This is a genomic window from Stenotrophomonas sp. YJH_SMC_29 (assembly GCF_059371235.1).
Map to the genome: position 1 here is coordinate 178363 of NZ_JCAFUK010000001.1, position 20697 is coordinate 199059.

The following is a 20697-nucleotide window of genomic DNA, read 5'->3' on the forward strand; positions in this document are numbered from 1 at the left end:
CTCTCGTTCCGCCCAATGAGAACCTGTCTCATTTGAGATAGAATCACCCCGACGACTTTCGATAGATACGCCCATGTCCTCCGCTTTTGGCGCCGAAACGGTGCTTGAGGTCCGCCACTGGACCGACGCCTACTTCAGTTTCACCACCACCCGCGACAGCGGCTTCCGCTTCGAGAACGGCCAGTTCGTGATGATCGGCCTGGAAACCGAGGCGCGCCCGTTGCTGCGTGCGTACTCCATCGCCAGTGCCAACTGGGAAGAGCAGCTGGAATTCTTCAGCATCAAGGTGCAGGACGGCCCGCTGACCTCGCGCCTGCAGCACATCAAGCCGGGTGACAAGGTGCTGGTCGGCAAGAAGCCCACCGGCACCCTGCTGATCAGCGACCTGCACCCCGGCAGGAATCTGTACCTGCTGGGCACCGGCACCGGCCTGGCGCCGTGGCTGTCGGTGATCAAGGACCCGGAAACCTATGAGCGCTTCGAGAAGGTGATCCTCTGCCACGGCGTGCGCTACGAAAAGGACCTGGCCTATCGCGATTACTTCGAGAAGGAACTGCGGGAGCACGAGTTCCTCGGCGACATGATCGGCGACAAGCTGCTGTACTACCCGGCCGTCACCCGCGAGCCGTTCGCCAACCAGGGCCGCCTGACCTCGCTGATGGAAAGCGGCCAGATGCAGCGCACCCTCGGCCTGCCGGAACTGAGCCCGGAAAACGACCGCGCGATGATCTGCGGCAGCCCGCAGATGCTCGCCGACCTGCGTACCGTGCTCGACGCCCGGGGCTTCCAGGTTTCGCCGCGGATCGGCCAGCCGGGCCACTACGTGTTCGAGCGCGCGTTCGTCGAGAAATGATGCTGCAACGGGAGTGCCGGCCAGTGGCCGGCGCTTCCTGGCCCACGGGGTTGCCGGCCAGCGGCCGGCACTACCTCACAGCAGCGCTTCAATCTCGCCGCGCAGCTGCTCCGGCCGGGTGGTGGGCGCATGCCGCGACACCACCTGCCCCTGGCGGTCGACCAGGAACTTGCTGAAATTCCACTTGATGCGGGCACTGCCGAGCAGGCCGCGTTTCTCGCGTGACAGCCATGCCCACAGCGGATCGGCGCCTTCACCGTTGACCTCGATCTTCTCCGACAGCGGGAAGCTGACCGGATAGTCCAGCGAACAGAACTGGCGGATCTGCGCGGCGTCACCGGGCTCCTGCGCGCCGAACTGGTTGCACGGGAAGCCGATCACCACCAGGCCACGCTCGCGATACTCCTGCCACAGCTGCTCCAGCCCGGTGTATTGCGGGGTGAAGCCACAGCGGCTGGCGACGTTGACCAGCAGCAACGGATGGCCCTGGTAGCGGGCCAGGGCGTGCGGCTGGCCGTCGAGGTCGCGGAAGCTGAAATCGTAGGCAGTGGTCATGGCAGCAGGCCGTGGGCGGAGAATGCATGGTACCCGCGCCCGGCCCCGGCAACATGCCTTTTGACACAAGTGCGGGCGGCGCCGGCCGGGTTACCCTCGGGCCCTTGTTTGCCTTACCGGAGTTCCTGCCTTGACCACCCGCCTTGCCCTTGCCGTGGCCATGTCCCTCGGCCTTGCCCTGCCCGCCTTCTCGGCCGGCGCCGCCACCCCGGCTGCCAGCACCGCCGCCCAGCAGGCCAACCCGTTCTTCGCCGAAAGCCCGCTGCCGCTGCACTTCCCGCAGTTCGACAAGATCAAGGACAGCGACTTCGCCCCGGCCTTCGATGCCGGCATGGCACAGCAGCTGAAGGAAGTGGAGGCGATCGCCAACAACAAGGCCAAGCCGACCTTCGACAACACCATCATCGCCCTGGAAAAGAGCGGTGATGTGCTCGACCGCGCGACCACCGTGTTCTTCAGCCTGGTCGGCGCCGACACCAACGACACCCGCAAGAAGCTGCAGGCCGACTACTCGGCCAGGTTCGCTGCGCACAGCGATGCGATCGCGCTGAACGGCAAGCTGTTCGCCCGCATCCAGGCGCTGTACGACAGCCGCTCCACCCTGGGCCTGGACGCCGAAGGCGTGCGCCTGGTCGAGAAGTACTACGACAACTACGTGCGCGCCGGCGCCAAGCTGTCCGAGGCCGACAAGGCCAAGCTGAAGGACATGAATGCCGAACTGGCCAACCTGGGCACCAAGTTCAGCCAGAACGTGCAGTCGGAAGTGAACGCTTCGGCGATCACCGTCGACGACGTCAAGGAACTGGCCGGCCTGTCCAGGGAGCAGATCGCCGCCGCCGCCGAAGCCGCCAAGGCCCGTGGCCAGGACGGCAAGTACGTGATCACCCTGCTCAACACCACCGGCCAGCCGCCGCTGACCAACCTGGCCAACCGCGCCCTGCGCCAGAAGATCTATGAAGCCTCGGTCAGCCGTGGCAGCCGCGGTGGCGAGTTCGACAACACCGCGCTGGTCTCGCGCATCATGCAGCTGCGCGCGGACAAGGCCAAGCTGATGGGCTTCCCGAACTTCGCTGCCTACAACCTGACCAACCAGACCGCCAAGACCCCCGAAGCGGTCAACGCGATGCTGGGCAAGCTCGCCCCGGCCGCAGTGGCCAATGCCAAGCGTGAGGCCGCCGACCTGCAGGCGATGATCGACCAGGAACAGAAGGCGGCCGGCAAGCCGACGTTCAAGCTGGAACCGTGGGACTGGGCCTTCTACAGCGAGAAGGTGCGCCAGGCCAAGTACAACTTCGACGAGTCGCAGCTGAAGCCGTACTTCGAACTGAAGAACGTGCTGGAGAACGGCGTGTTCTACGCGGCCGGCCAGGAATTCGGCCTGACCTTCAAGCAGCGCACCGACCTGCCGGTCTACCACGACGACGTCACCGTCTACGATGTGTTCGACGCCGATGGCAGCCAGCTGGCGATCTTCATCTTCGACCCGTATGCACGTGCGTCCAAGCGTGGCGGTGCGTGGATGAACTCGTACGTCTCGCAGTCGAAGCTGACCGGCTTCAAGCCGGTGGTGGCCAACCACCTGAACATCCCGAAGCCGCCGGCCGGCCAGCCGACCCTGCTGACCTGGGATGAAGTGAGCACCACGTTCCATGAGTTCGGCCACGCACTGCATGGCATGTTCTCCAACGTGAAGTACCCCTACTTCTCCGGCACCTCGGTGCCGCGTGACTTCGTCGAGTTCCCCTCGCAGGTCAACGAAATGTGGGCGGACAACCCGGTCATCCTGAAGAACTATGCCAAGCACTACCAGAACGGCAGCGCGATGCCGCAGGCCCTGCTGGACAAGGTGATTGCCGCCTCGAAATTCAACCAGGGCTTTGCCACCACCGAATACCTGGGCGCGGCGATGCTGGACCAGAACTGGCACCAGATCGGCCCGGACCAGGTGCCGGCCGCCAAGGACGTGATGGCCTTCGAGCGCGCCGCGCTGGAGAAGGACGGCATCTACTACGCGCCGGTGCCGCCGCGCTACAAGACGCCGTACTTCAGCCACATCATGGGCGGCTACTCGGCCGGCTACTACGCCTACATCTGGTCGGAAGTGCTCGACGCCAACACCCAGAAGTGGTTCAAGGACAATGGCGGCCTGAGCCGCAAGAACGGCGACCACTTCCGCGCCACGCTGCTGTCCAAGGGCGGCAGCGTCGATGCGATGCAGCTGTTCCGCGATTTCGCCGGCCACGAGCCGCAGATCGAACCGCTGCTGGAAAAGCGTGGCCTGACCGGCGCCGGCAACTGATCGCCCGCGTACCGGCCTGAAACGGAAACCGCCCGGGAGACCGGGCGGTTTTTTTTGTTGTGATTGGGGTCAGAGCCCTTTTCTGCGAAAAGGGATCTGACCCCGGGGTCTCCGCCCCCGCGCTGGCTTCAGCGCGGCGCCACGTACCCACCCGGCACGCCTTCCGGCGACAGCACCAGCTGCCACAACTGCGCATGGCGGCAGCGGAAGGTGGCCATCGACCCGGCCAGGTAGAAACGCCACATGCGCCGGAAGTGCTCGTCGTAGCGCGCATCCAGCTGCGGCCACGCCGCTTCCACGTTACGCCGCCAGGCCTGCAGGGTCAGGTCGTAGTCGGTGCCGAAGTTGTGCCAGTCCTCCAGCACGAAACGGCCTTCGAACGCCCGGGTGATCTGCACCGCCGACGGCAGCATCGAATTGGGGAAGATGTAGCGCGCGATCCACGGATCGGTGCGATGCCGCGAGATGTTGGTGCCGATGGTATGCAGCAGCAGCAACCCGCGCGGCGACAGGCAGCGTTTGGCCACCTCGAAGAAGCTTGCGTAATTCTTGTCCCCGACGTGCTCGAACATGCCGATCGAGAAGATCGCATCGAACGGCTCATCCAGTTCACGGTAGTCCTGCAGGCGGATCTCGATCGGCAGGCCCGCGCACAACTGCCGCGCGAACTCGGCCTGCTCCTGCGAAATCGTCACGCCCACGCCGCTGACACCGTAGCGCTCGGCCGCGAACTTCAGGGCTTCGCCCCAACCGCAGCCGATGTCCAGCACGCGCTGGCCCGGGCGCAGCCCCAGCTTGCGGCAGACCAGATCAAGCTTTGCTTCCTGCGCGGCATCCAGGTCACCGGCATGGCGCCAGTAGCCGCAGCTGTAGACCAGCCGCTGGCCCAGCATGGCCTGGTAGAGATCGTTGCCGAGGTCGTAGTGGCGGCGACCGACCTCGTAGCTGCCCTGCCCGGCCTGCAGGTTGAACAGGCGCGCCTTCAGCGCATCGGCCACTTCGCGCCAGCCGTGCACCCGTTCGTCCAGGTGCGCCTGCATCAGGTGGACCAGGAATTCATCCAGGACGTTGGCATCCCACCAGCCGTCCATGTAGCTCTCGCCGAGGCCGAGCGAGCCCTGGCCCATGACCCGCGCGAAGAAGCGTGGGTCATGCACCTGGATGTCCTGTGGCTGGGTGCCGCCGATGCGGACCCCGGCTTCGTGGAGCAGGCCGGCGACCCGCTCCTGCAACCCTGTATCCACGCCACCTCCTCGACTGCGGTCAACCGCGTGCGAACAGCTCCACGTAGTCCTTGGCCACGTGCGGCAACAGCACCGCCGCCGGTACGTCGGCGGTCTGGGTGCCATCCGAGTATGGCCCCACCTGGTACGGCGGGAACACAAAGCGCAGCGCGGTGATCTGCCCCTTGTCGTTGGTCAACGGCTGGAACTGGCTGAAATTGTCGGCCTGCGGCCCGGTACCGTCGGCGATCATGCGTGACGCGTTGCGCAGCGATTCCTGCAGCTGGGCCGGATCCATGTCCTCGCCGCTGAGGCGGGTGGCCACGCGTTCGCGCAGCTGGTCGGCGACGAAATCGCTGATCGCCTTCCAGCCCTTGGCGTCGGCCACCAGCTTTTCGGCACTGAGCATCTGCTGCTGCTGCGGCAACCACACAAAGCGCGCCACCAGCGGCTCGCCATGGGCGCCACCGGTATAACGGCTGCCATCGGCACTGACCACCACCAGCTGCGGGGTTTCCAGCAGCTTCTCGAAACTCAGCGACAGTTCGTAGGGCATGGTCGGCTTGTCGTTGCCCAGCCCGTCCAGCGCCTGCTGCAGGTCACTGCGCGCACTGGTCGCATAGCTCTGCAGCGCGCGGGCCAGGCCCGGATAACGGTCGATGCCCGCCGGGTAACTGATACCCACCACTTCGCGCTCGTTGTTCTCGATCACGTCCCGCAGGTCCAGCGCTGCTTCCGTGGCCGGCGTTTCGCCCGCGGCCGTCGCCTCGGCGGCAGGTGCCGCCTCGGTCGCCGGTGCCGGCTCGCTTTCACGCTGGCAACCGGCCAGCAACAGCACGCCCACCACGCCGGCCAGCACGCTGCCGTGCAATGGCCGGTTGTTTCCAATCTTCATCGGGATCCCCTGTTCATGTTTGTACATCATCGCCTGCCCTGGCTGAAGCGTGACCCGCTGGCATTCAGCCAGCGAGCAGGTCGTGGTACTCCTCGTGCCGCTGCAGGAAGGCCTCGGCATAGGAACATGCCGGCACCACCTTGTACTTCTGCTCACGGGCGAAACGCAGTGCCACACGGGTCAGCTCACCGGCGATGCCACGGCCAGCGATCGGCTCGGGCACCTCGGTGTGGGTGATGACCATGCGCTTGCGCTTGATCTGGTAGTCCAGCACCGCCAGCTGTCCTCGCACACGGGCGGTGAAGCGGTGGTTGGCCAGGTCATGTTCGACCTCGTAGGCCAGACCGGGGGGCGTGACCGAAGCCATGGAACTGTCTCCTGCGGCGACTGCGTGGATGGTGCGCAGCCGGGCGCCATGATCGCGTGAAGCCTGAACAGGGGCAAGTCCAGTCCATTCACGTCAGTTTTCGACCCTCAAGCTGGAGGGCCGCCGGCCGCTATCGCCTGTGGAGGGGTACGGCCGGGCTGGCACGACCCTTGCGATCCTTGACCCTGCGCACCACCGTGGAGCTTCCCATGCACGCCAGCAATTCCCATACCGATACCGACCGCGCCCTGCTGGAGGGCCTGCTGCAACTGGCGGTGGAAGGGCAGACCGAGGACCAGGATTTCCAGCGTATCGGCGAGGAAGTGTTCGCCCGCCTGCTGGATACCTACGGCCAGCAGACGGCGGTCTGAGCCCGGGCGGGCTGCCGCCTTGCGCGGGGCCGGATCGATGGATCCGACCCCGGCCTCCTCAACCGCCGCCGAGGCGGAAGGTCGGGTTGGAGAGTTCGCGCAGGAAGTGGTTGAAGATGCTCGGCTGCATGGCCAGCATGAAGATCACGCCGAACGCCGCGCCCGCCAGGTGCGCGCTGTGGTTGATGCGGTCGCCGCCGCGCTTGTCCATCCAGATGCTGTAGCCGACATAGAACGCGGCATAGATGATCGCCGGTGCCGGGATGAAGAACACCAGGATGATCGACCACGGCTTGATCAGGATGAAGGCGAACAGCACCGCCGACACCGCCCCGGACGCTCCGAGGCTGAGGTAGTTCGGGTTCTTCTGGTTCTTCAGGTAGCTGGGCAGGATCGAGACCAGCAGCGCACCGATGTAGAACGCCGGGTAGGTCAGGTAGCTGCCGGTCAGCTGCACCATCACGCTCTCGATGAATCCCCCGAAGAAGAACAGGGTGATCATGTTGAAGATCAGGTGCGACCAGTCGGCGTGGATGAAGCCATAGGTCACCAGCCGGTCGTACTGGCGGTGACGGTCGATGGCGGGCGGCCACAGGATCAGGCGGTCGGCCAGCTTGCGGTTGTTGAACGCCATCCACGACAGGATGGCGGTGATGGCGATCAACAGCAGATTGACGGGGGTCATGTCAGGCTCAGGCGCTGCGGTAGTTGTCGACCATACGATAGCGTTTCGCGTACCAACCGAAGGCCAACGCCGCGACGAAGGCGAAGCCGGCGAAGAAGAACATCAGGAAGGCCGCCTCGCTCAGCCCTGTACCGGCGATCTGGTGGGTCACGGTATCGTTGCGCACGGCGGCGTTGGACAGCAGCACCCACAGGTTGCCGATGGTGGTGGTCAGGTTCCAGAAGCTCATCACCACGCCCTTCATGGCCTGCGGCGCCTGGCTGTAGGCGAATTCCAGGCCGGTGGCCGAGACCAGCACCTCACCGAAGGTCAGCAGCGCGTACGGCAGCATCTGCCAGAAGATCGACATGGCGTTGCCGCCGTCCATCACCACCTGGATGCCGCCGACCACGATCCAGGCCAGGCCGCTGAAGGCGATGCCGGCGGTCATGCGGCGCAGTGCGGTCGGTTCGAAGCCGAAGCGGCGCAGCGCCGGATACAGCACCAGGTTGTTGAACGGAATCAGGATCATCACCAGCAGCGGGTTCAGTGCCTGCATCTGCGAGGCGGTGAACCAGCTCGGCATCTGCATCTGCTGGCCCTGCAGCACCCAGGTCGAAGCCTTCTGGTCGAACAGCGAGAAGAACGGCGTGGTCAGCGCGAAGATCACCAGCACCCGCAACACCGAACGCACGCCCTCCACGGCTTCGGCCGGATGCTGGCCACGGGCGCGGTCCAGCTGCAGCCAGGTGCCGCCGCCGATGCCGGCGAGGATGGCCACCAGCGCCAGGCACAGGCAGATCACGATGCCCAGCGAGCCGACCAGGGCGAACGAGGCCGCCGCCAGCACCAGGCCAAGCACGGCGATCACCAGGCCCGGGCGGCCCTGGCCGGCCACGCGTGCGGTCAGCGCCGTGCGCACCACGTTGGCGAACGAATGCGGATCCTTCGGCGGCAGCGGCACCAGCACGTAACGCTTGCGGCCCAGCCAGAACACGAAGGTGGCGATGAACATCAGGATGCCGGGGATACCGAACGCCCACTGCGGGCCCCAGTTCTTCAGCACCAGCGGGATCAGCAGCGAGGCGAACAGCGAGCCGAAGTTGATGATCCAGTAGAAGGCGTCGAAGACGATCTTGGCCAGGTGCTTGTTGCTCTGGTCGAACTGGTCACCCATGAACGAAGCCACCAGCGGCTTGATGCCGCCGGCACCGAGCGCGATCAGGCCCAGGCCGAGGAAGAAGCCCTCGCGGCTGTTCTCGAACAGCGCCAGGCACAGGTGGCCGGCGCAGTAGACCAGGCTGAACCAGAGGATGGTGTGGTACTTGCCGAAGAACCGGTCGGCCAGCCAGCCACCGAGCAGCGGGAAGAAATACACGCCGATCATGAAGCTGTGCATGATGTCCTTGGCTTCACCGGCACGGCCTTCCGCAGTGATTTCCTGCAGCAGCAGCGAGGTGATCAGGAACTGCACCAGGATGTTGCGCATCCCGTAGAAACTGAACCGCTCGCAGGCCTCATTGCCGATGATGTACGGAATCTGGCGCGGCATCTTTCCTTGGCCGGCGATGGGGGCGACTGCGTCGTGGCTCATCCTGTAGGGCATTCCTGCAAAGCGAAAGGCGCAAGGTTACCGGAACCGGGGCGCGCCAGGCACGCTGCAGGGCTGCATGACAACGGTGCCAATCCGTGGCAGGCGATCCCGGCCCTGCCGGAAGTCACGGCACCTGCACGGCAAAAGCGTAAACTTATCGTTATGCGCCCCCTCGCCCACGCCCGCCTCCTGCTCAGCTGTTTCGCGCTGCTGCTGGCGTTGCAGGCACAGGCACGCCCGCAGGCAGCGGCCACCGCCGCCAGCGGCAACGGCGCACGGCAACTGACCGTGGCCGCACTGGAACTGCCCAGCCGTGACGATGCGCAGTGGAAGCAGCGCCGTGAGCAGGTCGCACAACTGCTGACCGAACTGCAGCCGGACGTGATCTCGGTGCAGCAGGTACTGCAGCAGCAGGGCCGCAATCCGGCCTGCTGGCTGGCCAGCCGGCTGCGCTACAGCTGCGACTTCGTCACCGCCGATCCGCCCAGCCAGCCGCTGCGGCATGGCAACGCAATGCTGACCCGGCTACCGGTCAGCGAAGACGGGGTGACCCTGCTGCATCCTCCTGGCACCTTCAGCGCGGCCGGCATGATGCGGCTCAAGCTGGGCGAGGCGCTGGTCAATGTCTATGTGGCGCGGCTGCGCCCGGAGCCGGACGAGGCCACCGCCCGCCAGCACCAGACCAGCGACCTGATGACCTGGATCGGCGCCACCGCCGAAGGCATGCCCAGCCTGATCGCCGGCGACTTCTCCGCAGCGACCGTGGAACTGGTGCGCAGCACCCCGGGATTCCAACCGGCCCGGCGCAATCCTGGCGGCCGGCCCGAGGCGGCCGCGGCCAATGGCGGGGGCAGCACCGGCCACGGACTGGATGTGCTGTTCCAGGTCAAGCATTTCGACGGGATCCGCCAGCAGCCGATCCTGCTGCCGGCCGACGGCGACCTGCCCGGGCTGCGCCTGGGCGTGATGGCGACCCTGCGCCTGCAGGGCGATACGGCCACCGCGGAATAGGTAGTGCCGGCCGCGGGCCGGCTCCCCCGGTACCGCACGGTTGCCGGCCAGCGGCCGGCACTACCGAACGACTGCTGCAACAGAAAAGGCCGGGGTCTCCCCCGGCCTTTTCCGTTCATCCCGTCACCGCGATCAGGCGATCGCTGCCTGGTAACGGCGCTCGACTTCGTTCCAGTCGATGACGTTGAAGAACGCGCCGATGTACTCCGGGCGGCGGTTCTGGTACTTCAGGTAGTACGCGTGTTCCCACACGTCCAGGCCGAGGATGGGGGTGTTGCCTTCCATCAGCGGGCTGTCCTGGTTGCCGGTGCTCTCGACCACGACCTTCTTGTCCGGGGTCACGCTCAGCCACGCCCAGCCGCTGCCGAAACGGGTCAGCGCGGCCTTGGTGAAGGCATCCTTGAACTTGTCGAAACCGCCCAGGTCCTTGTCGATGGCCTTGGCCACGTCGCCCACCGGGTTGCCGCCGGCATTGGGCGCCATCACGGTCCAGAACAGCGAGTGGTTGGCGTGGCCACCACCGTTGTTGCGCACCGGGCCCTGCAGGTTCTCCGGCAGCGACTTGAGCTTCTTCACCAGCTCTTCGACCGGCAGGTCAGCGTACTCGGTGCCTTCCAGCGCCGCGTTGACGTTGTTGATGTAGGTCTGGTGATGCTTGGTGTGATGGATTTCCATCGTCGCCGCGTCGATATGCGGCTCCAGCGCGTCGTAGGCGTAGGACAGCTTGGGCAGGGTGTAGGCCATGATGCATCTCCTGATTGCGAGGGCACCCGACGTTGTCGGGCGGTGCGCGGTGAATGATGGGGACAGACCGCAAGATTACCAAGGGGGATGTAAAGGAAATTGCGTCCTGCCAGTGAGTACGACGGCAATTGTTACGCAGCAGTGACGCGGCACCTCCTCATGCACCATGCAGCGCGCAGGCGCTACAGTGCATGCACCACCCTCGCCCGCCCCAGCCCATGCGCAACCCCCGGCTGCTGATCACCGCCATCGCCCTGCTGCTGCTCGGCCTGGTCGCCAACCATTTCCTGCAACGGCCACCGGCGCCGCAGTTCGCGCCCGACCTGCAGGGCACGCCCACCGCGCGCGCTACCGCGCCCGCCTCGACCAGCGGGGCCGGCGGCCTGCCCGCGTTCCTGCCTGCCGAAGCACGCGCGACCATCGCCCTGATCCAGCGTGGCGGCCCCTTCCCCCACCGCCAGGACGGCAGCACCTTCGGCAACCGCGAGCAGCAGTTGCCGCAGCGGGCACGCGGCTACTACCGCGAATACACCGTCGACACCCCCGGCGCACGCACCCGCGGCACGCGCCGCATCGTCACCGGCGGCGATCCGCCGGAAGCGTGGTACTACACCGACGACCATTACGCGTCATTCCGCAGCTTCACCGTACCGGCCCAGGGAGCGCAGTGATGAGCCATGATGATTTCGGCCTCGGCCTGCATGACATCAACAATGCCGGCGTGTATGCCATCGACAGCGACGACATCGGCGCACTGGCCGCCGCGATGCGCGATGCCGGCCTGAAGGTGATCCGCATCGATCTGGAAAACGTCGCCGACAAGCGCACGCTGCTCGCCCGGTTGGCGGCGCAGCTGGATTTCCCCGCCGGTTTCGGCGGCAACTGGGATGCACTGTCGGACAATCTGCGCGACCTGCAATGGCTGCCGGCCGCCGGCTATGCGCTGTTCCTGGCCGACGTGGATGCGCTGCGCGCCGGCGCAGCGAAGGACTTCGACACCCTGCTGGACGTGATGGACGAGACCAGCCGCGACTGGCTCGGCCGCGACGTGCCGTTCTGGGTGTTCCTGTCGCAGAGCGCGTAAGGGCAACGCCCTGATGGAGGCCGACCCTGGTCGGCATGGGCGTGCCCCCCATGGATCATCCACGCAGGGCGTGGATCCACCCGGCGCAGCTGGATGCACAGTAGATCCACGCCCTGCGTGGATGCGCCGTCCTAGCGGCTGCCGTTGTCTTCCTGCAGTTCCTTCTTGAACGGAATGTCCGGCGGCGGTCGTGCCACGGCCGGCTGGTCCTGCATGTTGGGGTTGGTCAGGCCACAGCCGCCACCGGCCTGCAGGATCGAAATGACGCAGGAGATCCTGGTGTTGGTGCCCGGCAATGGAATCTCCATTGCCTTGACCCCCTTGCGCACCCACTCGGCCAGCAATGATTCCTGCGGTACCCAGTACTTGTCGAACGAGGTCGGCGTGTAGTCGTACGGCGGGCGCTTCAGCCAGGTGCCGGACTGCGCGATGCGCTCCTTGCTCCAGCCATCGTTGGCACCACCGGGCGCGCCGCGCTCTGCATGGCCGTCGCCCTCCTGGCCGGGTACACGCACGCTGCCATCGGCATTGAACAGGCCATTGCCCCGGCCGGCGGCGCTTGCCTGGCGGGCACCGTCGCTGCTGCCCTCGCGGTTGCGGCTGGATGCTCCCCAGTCATCGCCCTTGGCAGGTGTCGCCCAGTTGCCGGGATCGGGGGCAGGACGCGCGCCTGCGCTTGCCGGCGTACTGCTGGAGGCCACCGGTCGCGTGCTGCGGCTCGCCTGCGCCGTGCTGCCCTCGGCCGCAGCGGCGGGTGTCGACGTGGCGCTGCCGCTGGAGACGGCGGGCGCCACGGCCGGTGCCGAGGGCACCTGACGTTCCCGTACCTGCACGTCGCGTCCGCTGGGCGCGCGTACGGCCGGCTCACGCCCGGCCACCGCCGCCATCCGCACCTGCGGATCGGCCACGGCCTGCACTTCGCGTTCGCGCACCTGCACGTCCCGCTGCGGCACGCGCACCTGCACTTCAGCGTTGCGCAGCGGTTGGGGCGCGACGGGCGCGTCAACCGTGCTGACTTCGCGTTCGCGCACCTGGATGTCACGCACCTGCGGTGCGCGCACGGCCAGCTCCGGGGTGCGCACTGCGGTCGGTGCCGGAGGCGCCTGCACCGGTTGAATGCTGCGCTCGCGCACGCTGGGCGTGCTGTCGCGCGGCACGACGCTGACCTCGGTGCGGGGCACGCTGACCGGCGGCACCACGAAATCCGTGCTGGCCTGCGCCACTTCGGTGGCCTGGATCGGAGAAGGCGGCGGCGCGGCAACCGGCGCCGGCTCGGCTTCTGCCGGCGGCGGCGGAACGCTCGCGGCAGGTGCCGACGCGGGGGACGCGCTGGCGGCTTCGGCCGCCAGCGGGCGCGGCGCAGGCGCCGTCGCAGCGCCCGCCTCCTGCCCCGCCGCAACCTGACCGGCCGGTGCGGCCTCGACGGCCTCGGCGCCCGGCTGATCGCCGCCGCCCTCCTGCGTGGCGCGGCCGACGAATTCCACCTGCACGCGCTCGCCTTCGGTGCCCTCGTCCTGCGGCGCGCTGGTGCGGATCACCGCCACCCACAGCAACAGCATGAAGAACAGCAGGTGCAGCAGCGCGCTGGCCACTGCCGAGAGCCAGCGCATCCAGCGCTGGTCGCGCGGCGCGGCGTCCCAGTCCTGCCAGAACAAGCGGCGCAGCGCCTGCCACGGCGACAGCTGCGGCGATTGACCGGGTGGCCCCGGCAACGGTCGGGGCAGCAATACCGCGATCACGTCGCGCGCGTGGTACGGCCGCGGCAGCGGCCCCAGCGAGCGCAGCCACAGCGCCCAGCCATACGGCAGGCGCGTGGTCTTCTCGAGGACGGCGCGGGGCTGCTGGCGCGCCAGCAGCAGATCGATGAGTTGCTCGGCCCGGGTCAGAGGCACGCGTCGGCGATCAGGCGACGTTGTCGCGCGGGATGTACGGCGCGTGGCCGCTGTCGTGGTCGGTCGCGTCGCGCACGGCGGTCACGCCGGGCACGCGGCCCATCAGCGTCTTTTCGATGCCCTGCTTCAGCGTCACATCGGCCATGCCACAGCCCTGGCAGCCACCGCCGAAGCGCAGCAGCACCACGCCATCGGCCGAGACTTCCTGCACGGCGACCTTGCCGCCATGCGAGGCCAGCTGCGGATTGACTTCGTTCTCCACCACCCAGTGCACGCGCTCGACCAGCGATGCCGCATCGCCGGGTGCTTCACCCTTGATGCGCGGCGCCTTGATGGTCAGCTGCTGGGTGCCGGCGGTGCCGGCGACGATGTCGATCTCGGCGCCATTAAGCCAGCCTACGCTGCCGGCATCGACATACAGGGTGAACCCATCGCAGTCCACCGCCCACTCGTCACCCAGCAGGTCGGTCGGTTCGGCGAATTCGAGCCGGGCGTCGGCGCGCGGCGTGCCGGGGTCGACCGCGCTCAGGCGCACGCCCATGCCGGGCACGCCCTCGCGTTCGATCAACTTGCGGAAGTGGGTCTGGGCAGTGTCGGAGATCTGGATCATCAGGCTATTCTAGCCAAGTAAGCGTCAGCCGCTCATTCGGTTTATACACCGTCCGGCGCATTGTTCAGTCAACACGAGGTGGAGATTCCCATGGCCGACCTGATTCCACTGGCCCAGGCCCGTTGCGTGCCGCGCAAAGGCAGCGACCACAAGCTCGGCGAAGCCCGCCTGGCCGAACTGCTGCCGCAGGTTCCCGGCTGGGAGCTGAGCGAGGGTGGCCAGGCCCTGTCGCGTACCTTCCGCTTCAAGGATTACTACGCCACCATGGCCTTCGTGAACGCGCTGGCCTGGATCGCCCACCGCGAGGACCACCACCCGGACCTGGGCGTGCACTACGACCGCGCGGTCGTGCGCTTCTCCACCCACGATGTGGGCGGGCTGAGCGAGAACGACTTCATCTGCGCGGCCAAGACTTCGGCCCTGACGGAGCAACTGCCATGAACGTACGTTTGCTGAGCCTGTCCCTGATCGCTGCGACCGGCCTGGCCGGCTGTGGCGCGTCCGAACCGCCGGCACCGCCACCGCCCGCGCCGACCGAAGTCGCAGCGGTGAAGACGCCGCCGCCGCAGTACCCGCTGGAACTGGCCTGCATGGGCGTGGGCGGCACCAGCACCTTCAAGGTGACCATCGGTACCGACGGCAAGCCGAGCGAGGTCGCCCTGCTCACCGGCGCCGGCAACCCGCAGCTGGACGAACTGGCCAGGACCGCGGTGCAGGGCTGGCAGTTCAAGGCCGCGACCCGCAACGGCCAGCCGGTACCGGCCACCATCCAGGTGCCGGTCAGCTTCAACCCGCCGCAGCCGAAGCCGGACCAGTGCTTCGCCATCGAAGAGCGCCTGCGCCGCGGCGGCTGATCGCGCGCACCCGACGAGGCCCGCCGACGCCCGCCTCGCCCCCGCCGCCCCGGCCCTGTCCGGGGCGGTTGTCTGTTGACCAGGACCGCGTCGGTAGATGCTGCAGATTCCCCCCGAAAACATCTGGATCGCACTGGCGGTCACGCTGGCCGCAGGCCTGGCCACCGCGATCGGCAGCCTGCTGGTGCTGTTCTCGCGCCGCCCCAGCCCGCGCCTGCTGGCGTTCGGCCTGGCCTTTGCCGGTGGCGCGATGGTCTATGTGTCGCTGTCGGAAATCCTCAACAAGTCCATTGCCTCGTTCGCCCAGGCCTATGGCGAGCGTACCGGCTTCACCTACGGCACCCTGGCCTTCCTGCTGGGCGTGATCGTGATCGTGCTGATCGACCACTTCATCCCCAACCCGCATGAGAGCCTGGACAAGCAGGATCCCGCGTTCCGCGAGAACAGCCGCGAGTACCTCAAGCGCGTTGCCCTGCTGACCTCGATCGCGATCACCGCGCACAATTTCCCCGAGGGCCTGGCGACGTTCTTCGCGACGCTGGAAAGCCCGTCTGTGGGCATGCCCCTGGCCTTCGCCATCGCCATCCACAACATTCCCGAGGGCATCGCGATCGCGGTGCCGGTGTATTTCGCCACCCAGAACAAGGCCTATGCGTTCACCGCCAGCCTGCTGTCGGGCCTGGCCGAGCCGATCGGCGCAGCGATCGGCTACCTGCTGCTGTCCGGATCGCTGTCGCACGCCACGTTCGGCTGGGTGTTCGGCCTGATCGCCGGCGTGATGGTGTTCCTGGCGCTGGACGAGCTGCTGCCGGCGGCCAAGCGCTATGCCAAGGGCCACGAAACCGTATACGGCCTGGTGGCGGGTATGGGCACGCTGGCGATCAGCCTGGTGCTGTTCAAGTGGTGAACGACCCAGAGGGGCGCATCCACGCATGGCGTGGATCTACCCAAACAAGGTAGCGGCCAGGCCTGCCCCGGCGCTACCCGGTCATTGTCAGCGCAGCCGATCCAGCGCCTCGACCAGCTCATCCGCCAGCGGCGCGTTCAGCACATACGGGCTCTTGCCGTCATCCAACGCGAACTCCAGCGATGCCGCGTGCAGGAACAGGCGCTTCAGCCCGATCTGCTCGCGAAGCCGCTTGTTGACTGCAGGATCGCCGTACTTGTCATCGCCGGCCACCGGATGCCCCAGATGCTGGGCATGCACGCGGATCTGGTGGGTCCGGCCGGTCTCGATGCGCACCTCGCAGTACGAATGGCCGCCGCGGCGCTCCAGCACCCGGAAGTGACTGATCGATTCCTTGCCGATGGCGTTGACCTGCACATGGCGTTCGCCGCCCTGGCGCAGGCCCACGTGCAGCGGCGCGTCGACCGTCATCACCCCGTCGGGCATGCGCCCGGCCAGCAGGGTCAGGTAGCGCTTGCGGATGCCGGCGCCGTGGTCTTCACGCAGCAGCGCCTGCAGTTCGCTCAGCGCCGAGCGCTTCTTGGCCACGATCAGCAGGCCCGAAGTGTCGCGATCCAGCCGGTGGACCAGTTCCAGGGTCTGCCCGGGACGCAACGCGCGCAGGGTCTCGATCGCGCCGAAGCTGATGCCACTGCCACCATGGCTGGCCACCCCCGAGGGCTTGTTCAGGGCCAGCAGGCGCGCGTCTTCGAACACGATGGCCTGCTCCAGGCGGCGCATGAACGCCTCGGGCGGACCGGCCTTGTCTCCTTCTTCACTGAGACGGACCGGCGGCACGCGCACCTCGTCACCGGCCTCCAGCTTGCGCTCGGCCTTGGCGCGGCCGCCGTTGACCCGCACCTGGCCGCTGCGCACCAGCTTGTACACCAGGCTGCGCGGGGCGCCCTTCAGCTGCCCGAGCAGGAAGTTGTCCAGGCGCTGGCCGGCGCGGTCGGCGGGAACGGTGATCATGCGCACGGAAGGCTTGTCGCCAGCGGGCTTGGTGGGGTCTTGGGCGGTCATCAGGCTGTTTATTCTGTTACACTCGGGGGGCGAGATAAGGGATTGATTTCGTTGGAAGTTACTCAGGGCCAGAAGCCCAGCTTCCGACGAATCCGGCACAGTGCGCGACCACCGCCCGCGGGGCGGCCATGTTAGCGGCTCACCGGCCTTCCCGGCCATCGCCGGATGCCTGACACGCAACCGTGCTGAACATGTCCCGCGTGGCGCTCCAGCCTGGCTGACAGCTGCCTGCGGCCCTGCAACACCCAAAAACCATAAGAGTGAAGCGCTCCCGCGGCCTGCCGTGGTGTCGTAGCGCTGGAAACCCAAGCCGCCCTCCCCGCGCTTGCGCGAATGGGCGGCGAGCCGTGTCCAGAGGCGAAACCCCATGGCGTTCCGCGCGGTAGCCGCTTGCGAGGAACGCAACAATGAAGCGAATGCTGATCAACGCCACGCAGGCTGAAGAGCTGCGTGTTGCCATCGTGGATGGCCAGTCGTTGTATGACATCGACATCGAACAGCCGTCGAAGGAACAGAAGAAGTCCAACATCTACAAGGGCCGGATCTTCCGCATCGAGCCCTCGCTGGAAGCGGCCTTCGTCGAGTACGGCGGTGGCCGCCATGGCTTCCTGCCGCTGAAGGAAATCTCCCGCGACTACTTCCAGGCCGGTGTCGACCACAACAAGGCCGGCATCCGCGAGCTGCTGAAGGAAGGCCAGGAGATCGTCGTCCAGGTCGACAAGGAAGAGCGTGGCAACAAGGGCGCCGCCCTGACCACGTTCATTTCGCTGGCCGGCCGCTACATGGTGCTGATGCCGAACTCGCCCAGCGCCGGCGGCGTGTCGCGCCGCATCGAGGGCGAAGACCGGGCCGCGCTGAAGGACGCCCTGGACAAGCTGAACATCCCTGACGACATGGGCGTGATCATCCGTACCGCCGGCGTCGGCCGCGATGCGGAAGAACTGCAGTGGGACCTGGACTACCTGCTCAATGTCTGGCGTGCCATCGCCGAAGCCGCACTGAGCAAGCCGGCCCCGTTCCTGATCTACCAGGAATCGCGCCTGATCGTGCGCGCCCTGCGTGACTACCTGCGCGCCGACATCGGCGAGATCCTGGTGGACACCGAGGAGATGTACGAGCACGCCCGCGAGTTCATGCAGCAGGTGATGCCGCAGACCCTGCGCAAGCTCAAGCACTACAAGGACGACATCCCGCTGTTCAACCGCTTCCAGATCGAATCGCAGATCGAAGGCGCCTACGAGCGCAACGTGCGCCTGCCGTCGGGCGGCTCGATCGTGGTCGACCAGACCGAAGCGCTGACCGCAGTCGACGTGAACTCCTCGCGCGCCACCAAGGGCAGCGACATCGAGGACACCGCCTTCCAGACCAACCTGGAGGCGGCCGAGGAAGTGGCCCGCCAGCTGCGCCTGCGCGACCTGGGCGGCCTGGTGGTGATCGACTTCATCGACATGGCCTCCAACAAGCACCAGCGCGAGGTCGAGAACCGCCTGGCCAACGCGCTGAAGTACGACCGGGCCCGCGTCCAGGTCGGCCGCATCTCGCGCTTCGGCCTGCTGGAAATGAGCCGCCAGCGCCTGCGCCCGAGCCTGGGTGAATCCAGCCAGATCGTCTGCCCGCGCTGCGACGGCCACGGCCGCATGCGCAGTGTCGAGTCGCTGTCGCTGTCGATCATCCGCGTCGCCGAAGAGCATGCGATGAAGGAGAACACCGGGCAGGTGCTGGTCCAGGCCCCGGTGGAGATCGCCAATTACCTGCTGAACGAGAAGCGCAGCGCGCTGCGCGAGATCGAGCAGCGCCACGAGGCGCCGATCGTGATCGTCGCCGACGAGCAGCTGCACACCCCGCACTACACCGTCACCCGCCTGCGCGAGAACGAGCTGGGTGAAGAGAGCAGCAAGCCCAGCTATCAGCGCGGCACCCCGCGCAAGCTGCCGGTGCACGCCCTGACCAAGGGCCAGCTGAACATCCCGCCGCCGGCGGTGACCCAGGTCAAGCACACCTCGCCCGCCCCGGTGCGCGAGGAGGTTGAACCGGCCAAGGCAGCTCCGGCTCCGGTCGTCGCCGCACCGGCGGCACCCGCCCCCAGCGGCGGCGTGATTGGTTGGCTCAAGCGCGTGTTCGGTGGCGAGCCGGCCCCGGCGCCGGCACCGGTGGCTCCGGCCGCCCGCCAGCAGCAGGACGGCGGCCGCAAGGACCGCCACAAGGATCGCAACAAGGACCGCAAGGACCGTCGCGACGACACGCGTGGCAATGGCGGCAACGGCAACGCGCAGCCGCAGAAGGACGGCGGCAACCGCAAGGACCGCGGCGAGCAGCGCAAGGACGGCCGTAACGGCAATGCCCAGCAGCCGCCGCAGCAGGGCAAGCAGAAGGAGCCGCAGCAGCAGAACAAGCCGCGCAACGACCAGCAGGGCCAGGGCCAGAACCAGAACCAGCAGCCGAAGCTGAAGCAGCCCAAGCAGCCGCGCCAGCAGCAGGAAGGTGACAAGCCGGCCGAGAAGCCGCAGCGCGGCGGCGTCGAGGCACCGGCGGAGAGCGTGACCGCGGCGGCAGCCGTGGCCGCGACGACCATCGCCACCAATGCGGTGACCGCGCAGGAAGCGACCGCGCCGGTGGCGCCGGTGGCTCCGGCAGCGGCCGCTCCGGCGGACGCCGCCGCATTGGCCGACACCGCTGCCAACGCCGGCAGCGAGGCCGAAGCCGTTGCGGTGACCGGTGACGAGGCGGTGGCTGACACCCATGGCGAACAGAACGGTGAAGGCGCGACCCGCCGCCGCCGCGGCCGTCGTGGTGGCCGTCGCCGTCGCCGTGGTGGTGCTGAGAACACGGCCGGCAGCGATAGCCTGGGCGATGACCAGGACGACGCTGACGACGGTGATGACGCCGAGGGTGCCGAACCGAACCTCGACAACGGTGCGGGTGCTGCTTCGGCCGCGTCTGCACAGCCGACCCGCTCGCAGCCGGAATTCGACTTCGATGACGACGTCGAGCCGACCGCCTCCGACGCCGGGAAGCCGGTCCGCGCCGCTGCCGCCGTTGCCGCTGCGCCGGTCGCGGTGGTGAGCAGCGCGGTGGTGGAAACCGCTGCACAGGCCGTGGCCGAGGTGCAGGCCCCGGTCGACAGCGCCGCCAAGGCCGAACCGGCATCGCCGGTGCAGACCAGCATGCTCGATGCCATCGACGCTGCGACTCCGGCCCAGCCGGTGGCCGCTGCGGCGCCGGTGATCGAAGCCAAGCCGGTCGTGGTTGAAGCCGCGCCAGTGGCTGAAGCCGCGCCGGTCATCGAAGCGACGCCGGCAGCGGTCGAGGCTGCGCCGGTCGTGGAATCGAAGCCGCAGATTGCTGAAGCCGCTCCTGCGGTCGAAGCGCAGCCGGTGGCCGTTGCGGCTGCGCCGGCGGTCGAGGCCAAGCCGGTTGTCGAGCCGGTCGTGGCCGCCGAACAGCCGGTGGCTCCGGTGGCAGTTGAAGCCGCGCCGGTGGACGCTGCGGCGCCGGTCGCCGATGCGGTGGTGACGCCGTCGGTCGATCCGGTCGCCGATGGTCACGCCGATGCCGCCGCCCAGGCGGCCGAGGCCAAGGCCGACGAAGAAGACGAAGAAGCCGCCAAGCGCACGCCGCCGGCGAACTGATCGCGGTTTGATCGCGTAAAACGAAACGGCGGGGATCGATGATCCCCGCCGTTTCCGTTTGTGACCCTGGTCGTATCGCATCC

20 protein-coding genes are annotated in these 20697 nt (G+C 67.4%); 10 read left to right on the forward strand and 10 right to left on the reverse strand.

Annotated elements, in window-relative coordinates; all coding sequences use genetic code 11:
- The first annotated feature begins 73 nt into the window (after nucleotides 1–73).
- Nucleotides 74–853: a ferredoxin--NADP reductase gene (locus tag AC5P9I_RS00805; RefSeq protein WP_049466808.1), complete on the forward strand. Its 780-nt coding sequence runs from the start codon at nucleotides 74–76 to the stop codon at nucleotides 851–853.
- A 75-nt stretch (nucleotides 854–928) separates the two neighbouring features.
- On the opposite strand, the gene AC5P9I_RS00810 is transcribed toward AC5P9I_RS00805, so the two are convergent.
- On the reverse strand, nucleotides 929–1408 hold the full coding sequence (locus AC5P9I_RS00810; protein ID WP_049466810.1) for a glutathione peroxidase: 480 nt from the start codon (nucleotides 1406–1408) through the stop codon (nucleotides 929–931).
- A gap of 130 nt (nucleotides 1409–1538) precedes the next feature.
- Here AC5P9I_RS00810 and AC5P9I_RS00815 point away from each other — a divergent pair, with 130 nt between their 5' ends.
- The gene (locus AC5P9I_RS00815) at nucleotides 1539–3707 is read left to right on the forward strand and encodes a M3 family metallopeptidase (RefSeq protein ID WP_049466812.1); all 2169 of its coding nucleotides are present in this window, start codon (nucleotides 1539–1541) and stop codon (nucleotides 3705–3707) included.
- Between the two features lie 128 nt (nucleotides 3708–3835).
- On the opposite strand, the gene cfa is transcribed toward AC5P9I_RS00815, so the two are convergent.
- The 3 genes from cfa to AC5P9I_RS00830 are packed head-to-tail and all read right to left on the reverse strand — an operon-like array spanning nucleotide 3836 to nucleotide 6192.
- Complete coding sequence (gene cfa / locus AC5P9I_RS00820) at nucleotides 3836–4951, reverse strand: cyclopropane fatty acyl phospholipid synthase (protein ID WP_053460857.1); 1116 nt, start codon at nucleotides 4949–4951, stop codon at nucleotides 3836–3838.
- Nucleotides 4952–4970: 19 nt separating this feature from the next.
- Nucleotides 4971–5852 (reverse strand): DUF3298 and DUF4163 domain-containing protein, encoded by an 882-nt coding sequence (locus AC5P9I_RS00825; protein WP_049466838.1) that lies wholly within the window; start codon nucleotides 5850–5852, stop codon nucleotides 4971–4973.
- Between the two features lie 37 nt (nucleotides 5853–5889).
- On the reverse strand, nucleotides 5890–6192 hold the full coding sequence (locus AC5P9I_RS00830) for a GNAT family N-acetyltransferase (RefSeq protein WP_019660442.1): 303 nt from the start codon (nucleotides 6190–6192) through the stop codon (nucleotides 5890–5892).
- A 209-nt stretch (nucleotides 6193–6401) separates the two neighbouring features.
- Here AC5P9I_RS00830 and AC5P9I_RS00835 point away from each other — a divergent pair, with 209 nt between their 5' ends.
- Nucleotides 6402–6563 carry a hypothetical protein gene (locus AC5P9I_RS00835; RefSeq protein WP_164687841.1) on the forward strand — a complete coding sequence of 54 codons (162 nt, stop codon included), beginning with the start codon at nucleotides 6402–6404 and terminating at the stop codon, nucleotides 6561–6563.
- A 58-nt stretch (nucleotides 6564–6621) separates the two neighbouring features.
- On the opposite strand, the gene AC5P9I_RS00840 is transcribed toward AC5P9I_RS00835, so the two are convergent.
- Nucleotides 6622–7248, reverse strand: a complete 627-nt coding sequence (locus AC5P9I_RS00840) for a rhomboid family intramembrane serine protease (protein WP_014037807.1) — start codon at nucleotides 7246–7248, stop codon at nucleotides 6622–6624.
- A 7-nt stretch (nucleotides 7249–7255) separates the two neighbouring features.
- Nucleotides 7256–8821, reverse strand: a complete 1566-nt coding sequence (locus AC5P9I_RS00845) for a POT-type proton-dependent oligopeptide transporter (RefSeq protein ID WP_049466817.1) — start codon at nucleotides 8819–8821, stop codon at nucleotides 7256–7258.
- Nucleotides 8822–8983: 162 nt separating this feature from the next.
- Between AC5P9I_RS00845 and AC5P9I_RS00850 the strand changes: the two genes are divergently transcribed.
- Entirely contained in the window at nucleotides 8984–9832 is an 849-nt protein-coding gene (locus AC5P9I_RS00850) for an endonuclease/exonuclease/phosphatase family protein (protein ID WP_049466818.1), read from the forward strand.
- Nucleotides 9833–9964: 132 nt separating this feature from the next.
- Here the strand turns inward: AC5P9I_RS00850 and AC5P9I_RS00855 are convergent, their stop codons facing one another.
- Complete coding sequence (locus tag AC5P9I_RS00855) at nucleotides 9965–10576, reverse strand: superoxide dismutase (RefSeq protein WP_088476395.1); 612 nt, start codon at nucleotides 10574–10576, stop codon at nucleotides 9965–9967.
- 218 nt (nucleotides 10577–10794) lie between these two features.
- On the opposite strand from AC5P9I_RS00855, the gene AC5P9I_RS00860 reads away from it, so the two are divergent.
- Together AC5P9I_RS00860 and AC5P9I_RS00865 are read left to right on the forward strand one after the other, a co-directional pair.
- A complete protein-coding gene (locus tag AC5P9I_RS00860) occupies nucleotides 10795–11247 on the forward strand; it encodes a guanyl-specific ribonuclease (RefSeq protein ID WP_049466823.1) in 453 nt (150 codons plus the stop codon).
- Nucleotides 11247–11660, forward strand: coding sequence for a barstar family protein (locus tag AC5P9I_RS00865; RefSeq protein ID WP_049466827.1), 414 nt, complete (start codon nucleotides 11247–11249; stop codon nucleotides 11658–11660). The genes AC5P9I_RS00860 and AC5P9I_RS00865 overlap by 1 nt, the downstream gene beginning before the upstream one ends.
- Nucleotides 11661–11791: 131 nt before the next feature.
- On the opposite strand, the gene AC5P9I_RS00870 is transcribed toward AC5P9I_RS00865, so the two are convergent.
- Together AC5P9I_RS00870 and AC5P9I_RS00875 are read right to left on the reverse strand one after the other, a co-directional pair.
- Nucleotides 11792–13552, reverse strand: a complete 1761-nt coding sequence (locus AC5P9I_RS00870; RefSeq protein WP_049466829.1) for a hypothetical protein — start codon at nucleotides 13550–13552, stop codon at nucleotides 11792–11794.
- Between the two features lie 10 nt (nucleotides 13553–13562).
- Complete coding sequence (locus tag AC5P9I_RS00875; RefSeq protein ID WP_049466831.1) at nucleotides 13563–14162, reverse strand: NfuA family Fe-S biogenesis protein; 600 nt, start codon at nucleotides 14160–14162, stop codon at nucleotides 13563–13565.
- 90 nt (nucleotides 14163–14252) lie between these two features.
- Between AC5P9I_RS00875 and AC5P9I_RS00880 the strand changes: the two genes are divergently transcribed.
- From AC5P9I_RS00880 to zupT, 3 genes are all read left to right on the forward strand, one after another.
- Nucleotides 14253–14603, forward strand: a complete 351-nt coding sequence (locus AC5P9I_RS00880; protein WP_049466833.1) for a 4a-hydroxytetrahydrobiopterin dehydratase — start codon at nucleotides 14253–14255, stop codon at nucleotides 14601–14603.
- Nucleotides 14600–15016 (forward strand): energy transducer TonB, encoded by a 417-nt coding sequence (locus AC5P9I_RS00885; RefSeq protein ID WP_049466835.1) that lies wholly within the window; start codon nucleotides 14600–14602, stop codon nucleotides 15014–15016. The genes AC5P9I_RS00880 and AC5P9I_RS00885 overlap by 4 nt, the downstream gene beginning before the upstream one ends.
- Before the next feature lie 97 nt (nucleotides 15017–15113).
- Nucleotides 15114–15923: a zinc transporter ZupT gene (gene zupT, locus AC5P9I_RS00890; protein ID WP_049466837.1), complete on the forward strand. Its 810-nt coding sequence runs from the start codon at nucleotides 15114–15116 to the stop codon at nucleotides 15921–15923.
- 87 nt (nucleotides 15924–16010) lie between these two features.
- Here zupT and AC5P9I_RS00895 read toward each other — a convergent pair whose 3' ends face one another.
- Entirely contained in the window at nucleotides 16011–16985 is a 975-nt protein-coding gene (locus tag AC5P9I_RS00895; protein WP_031269982.1) for an RluA family pseudouridine synthase, read from the reverse strand.
- 407 nt (nucleotides 16986–17392) lie between these two features.
- On the opposite strand from AC5P9I_RS00895, the gene rne reads away from it, so the two are divergent.
- Nucleotides 17393–20614, forward strand: coding sequence for a ribonuclease E (rne, locus tag AC5P9I_RS00900; protein ID WP_088476397.1), 3222 nt, complete (start codon nucleotides 17393–17395; stop codon nucleotides 20612–20614).
- Nucleotides 20615–20697: the final 83 nt, after the last annotated feature.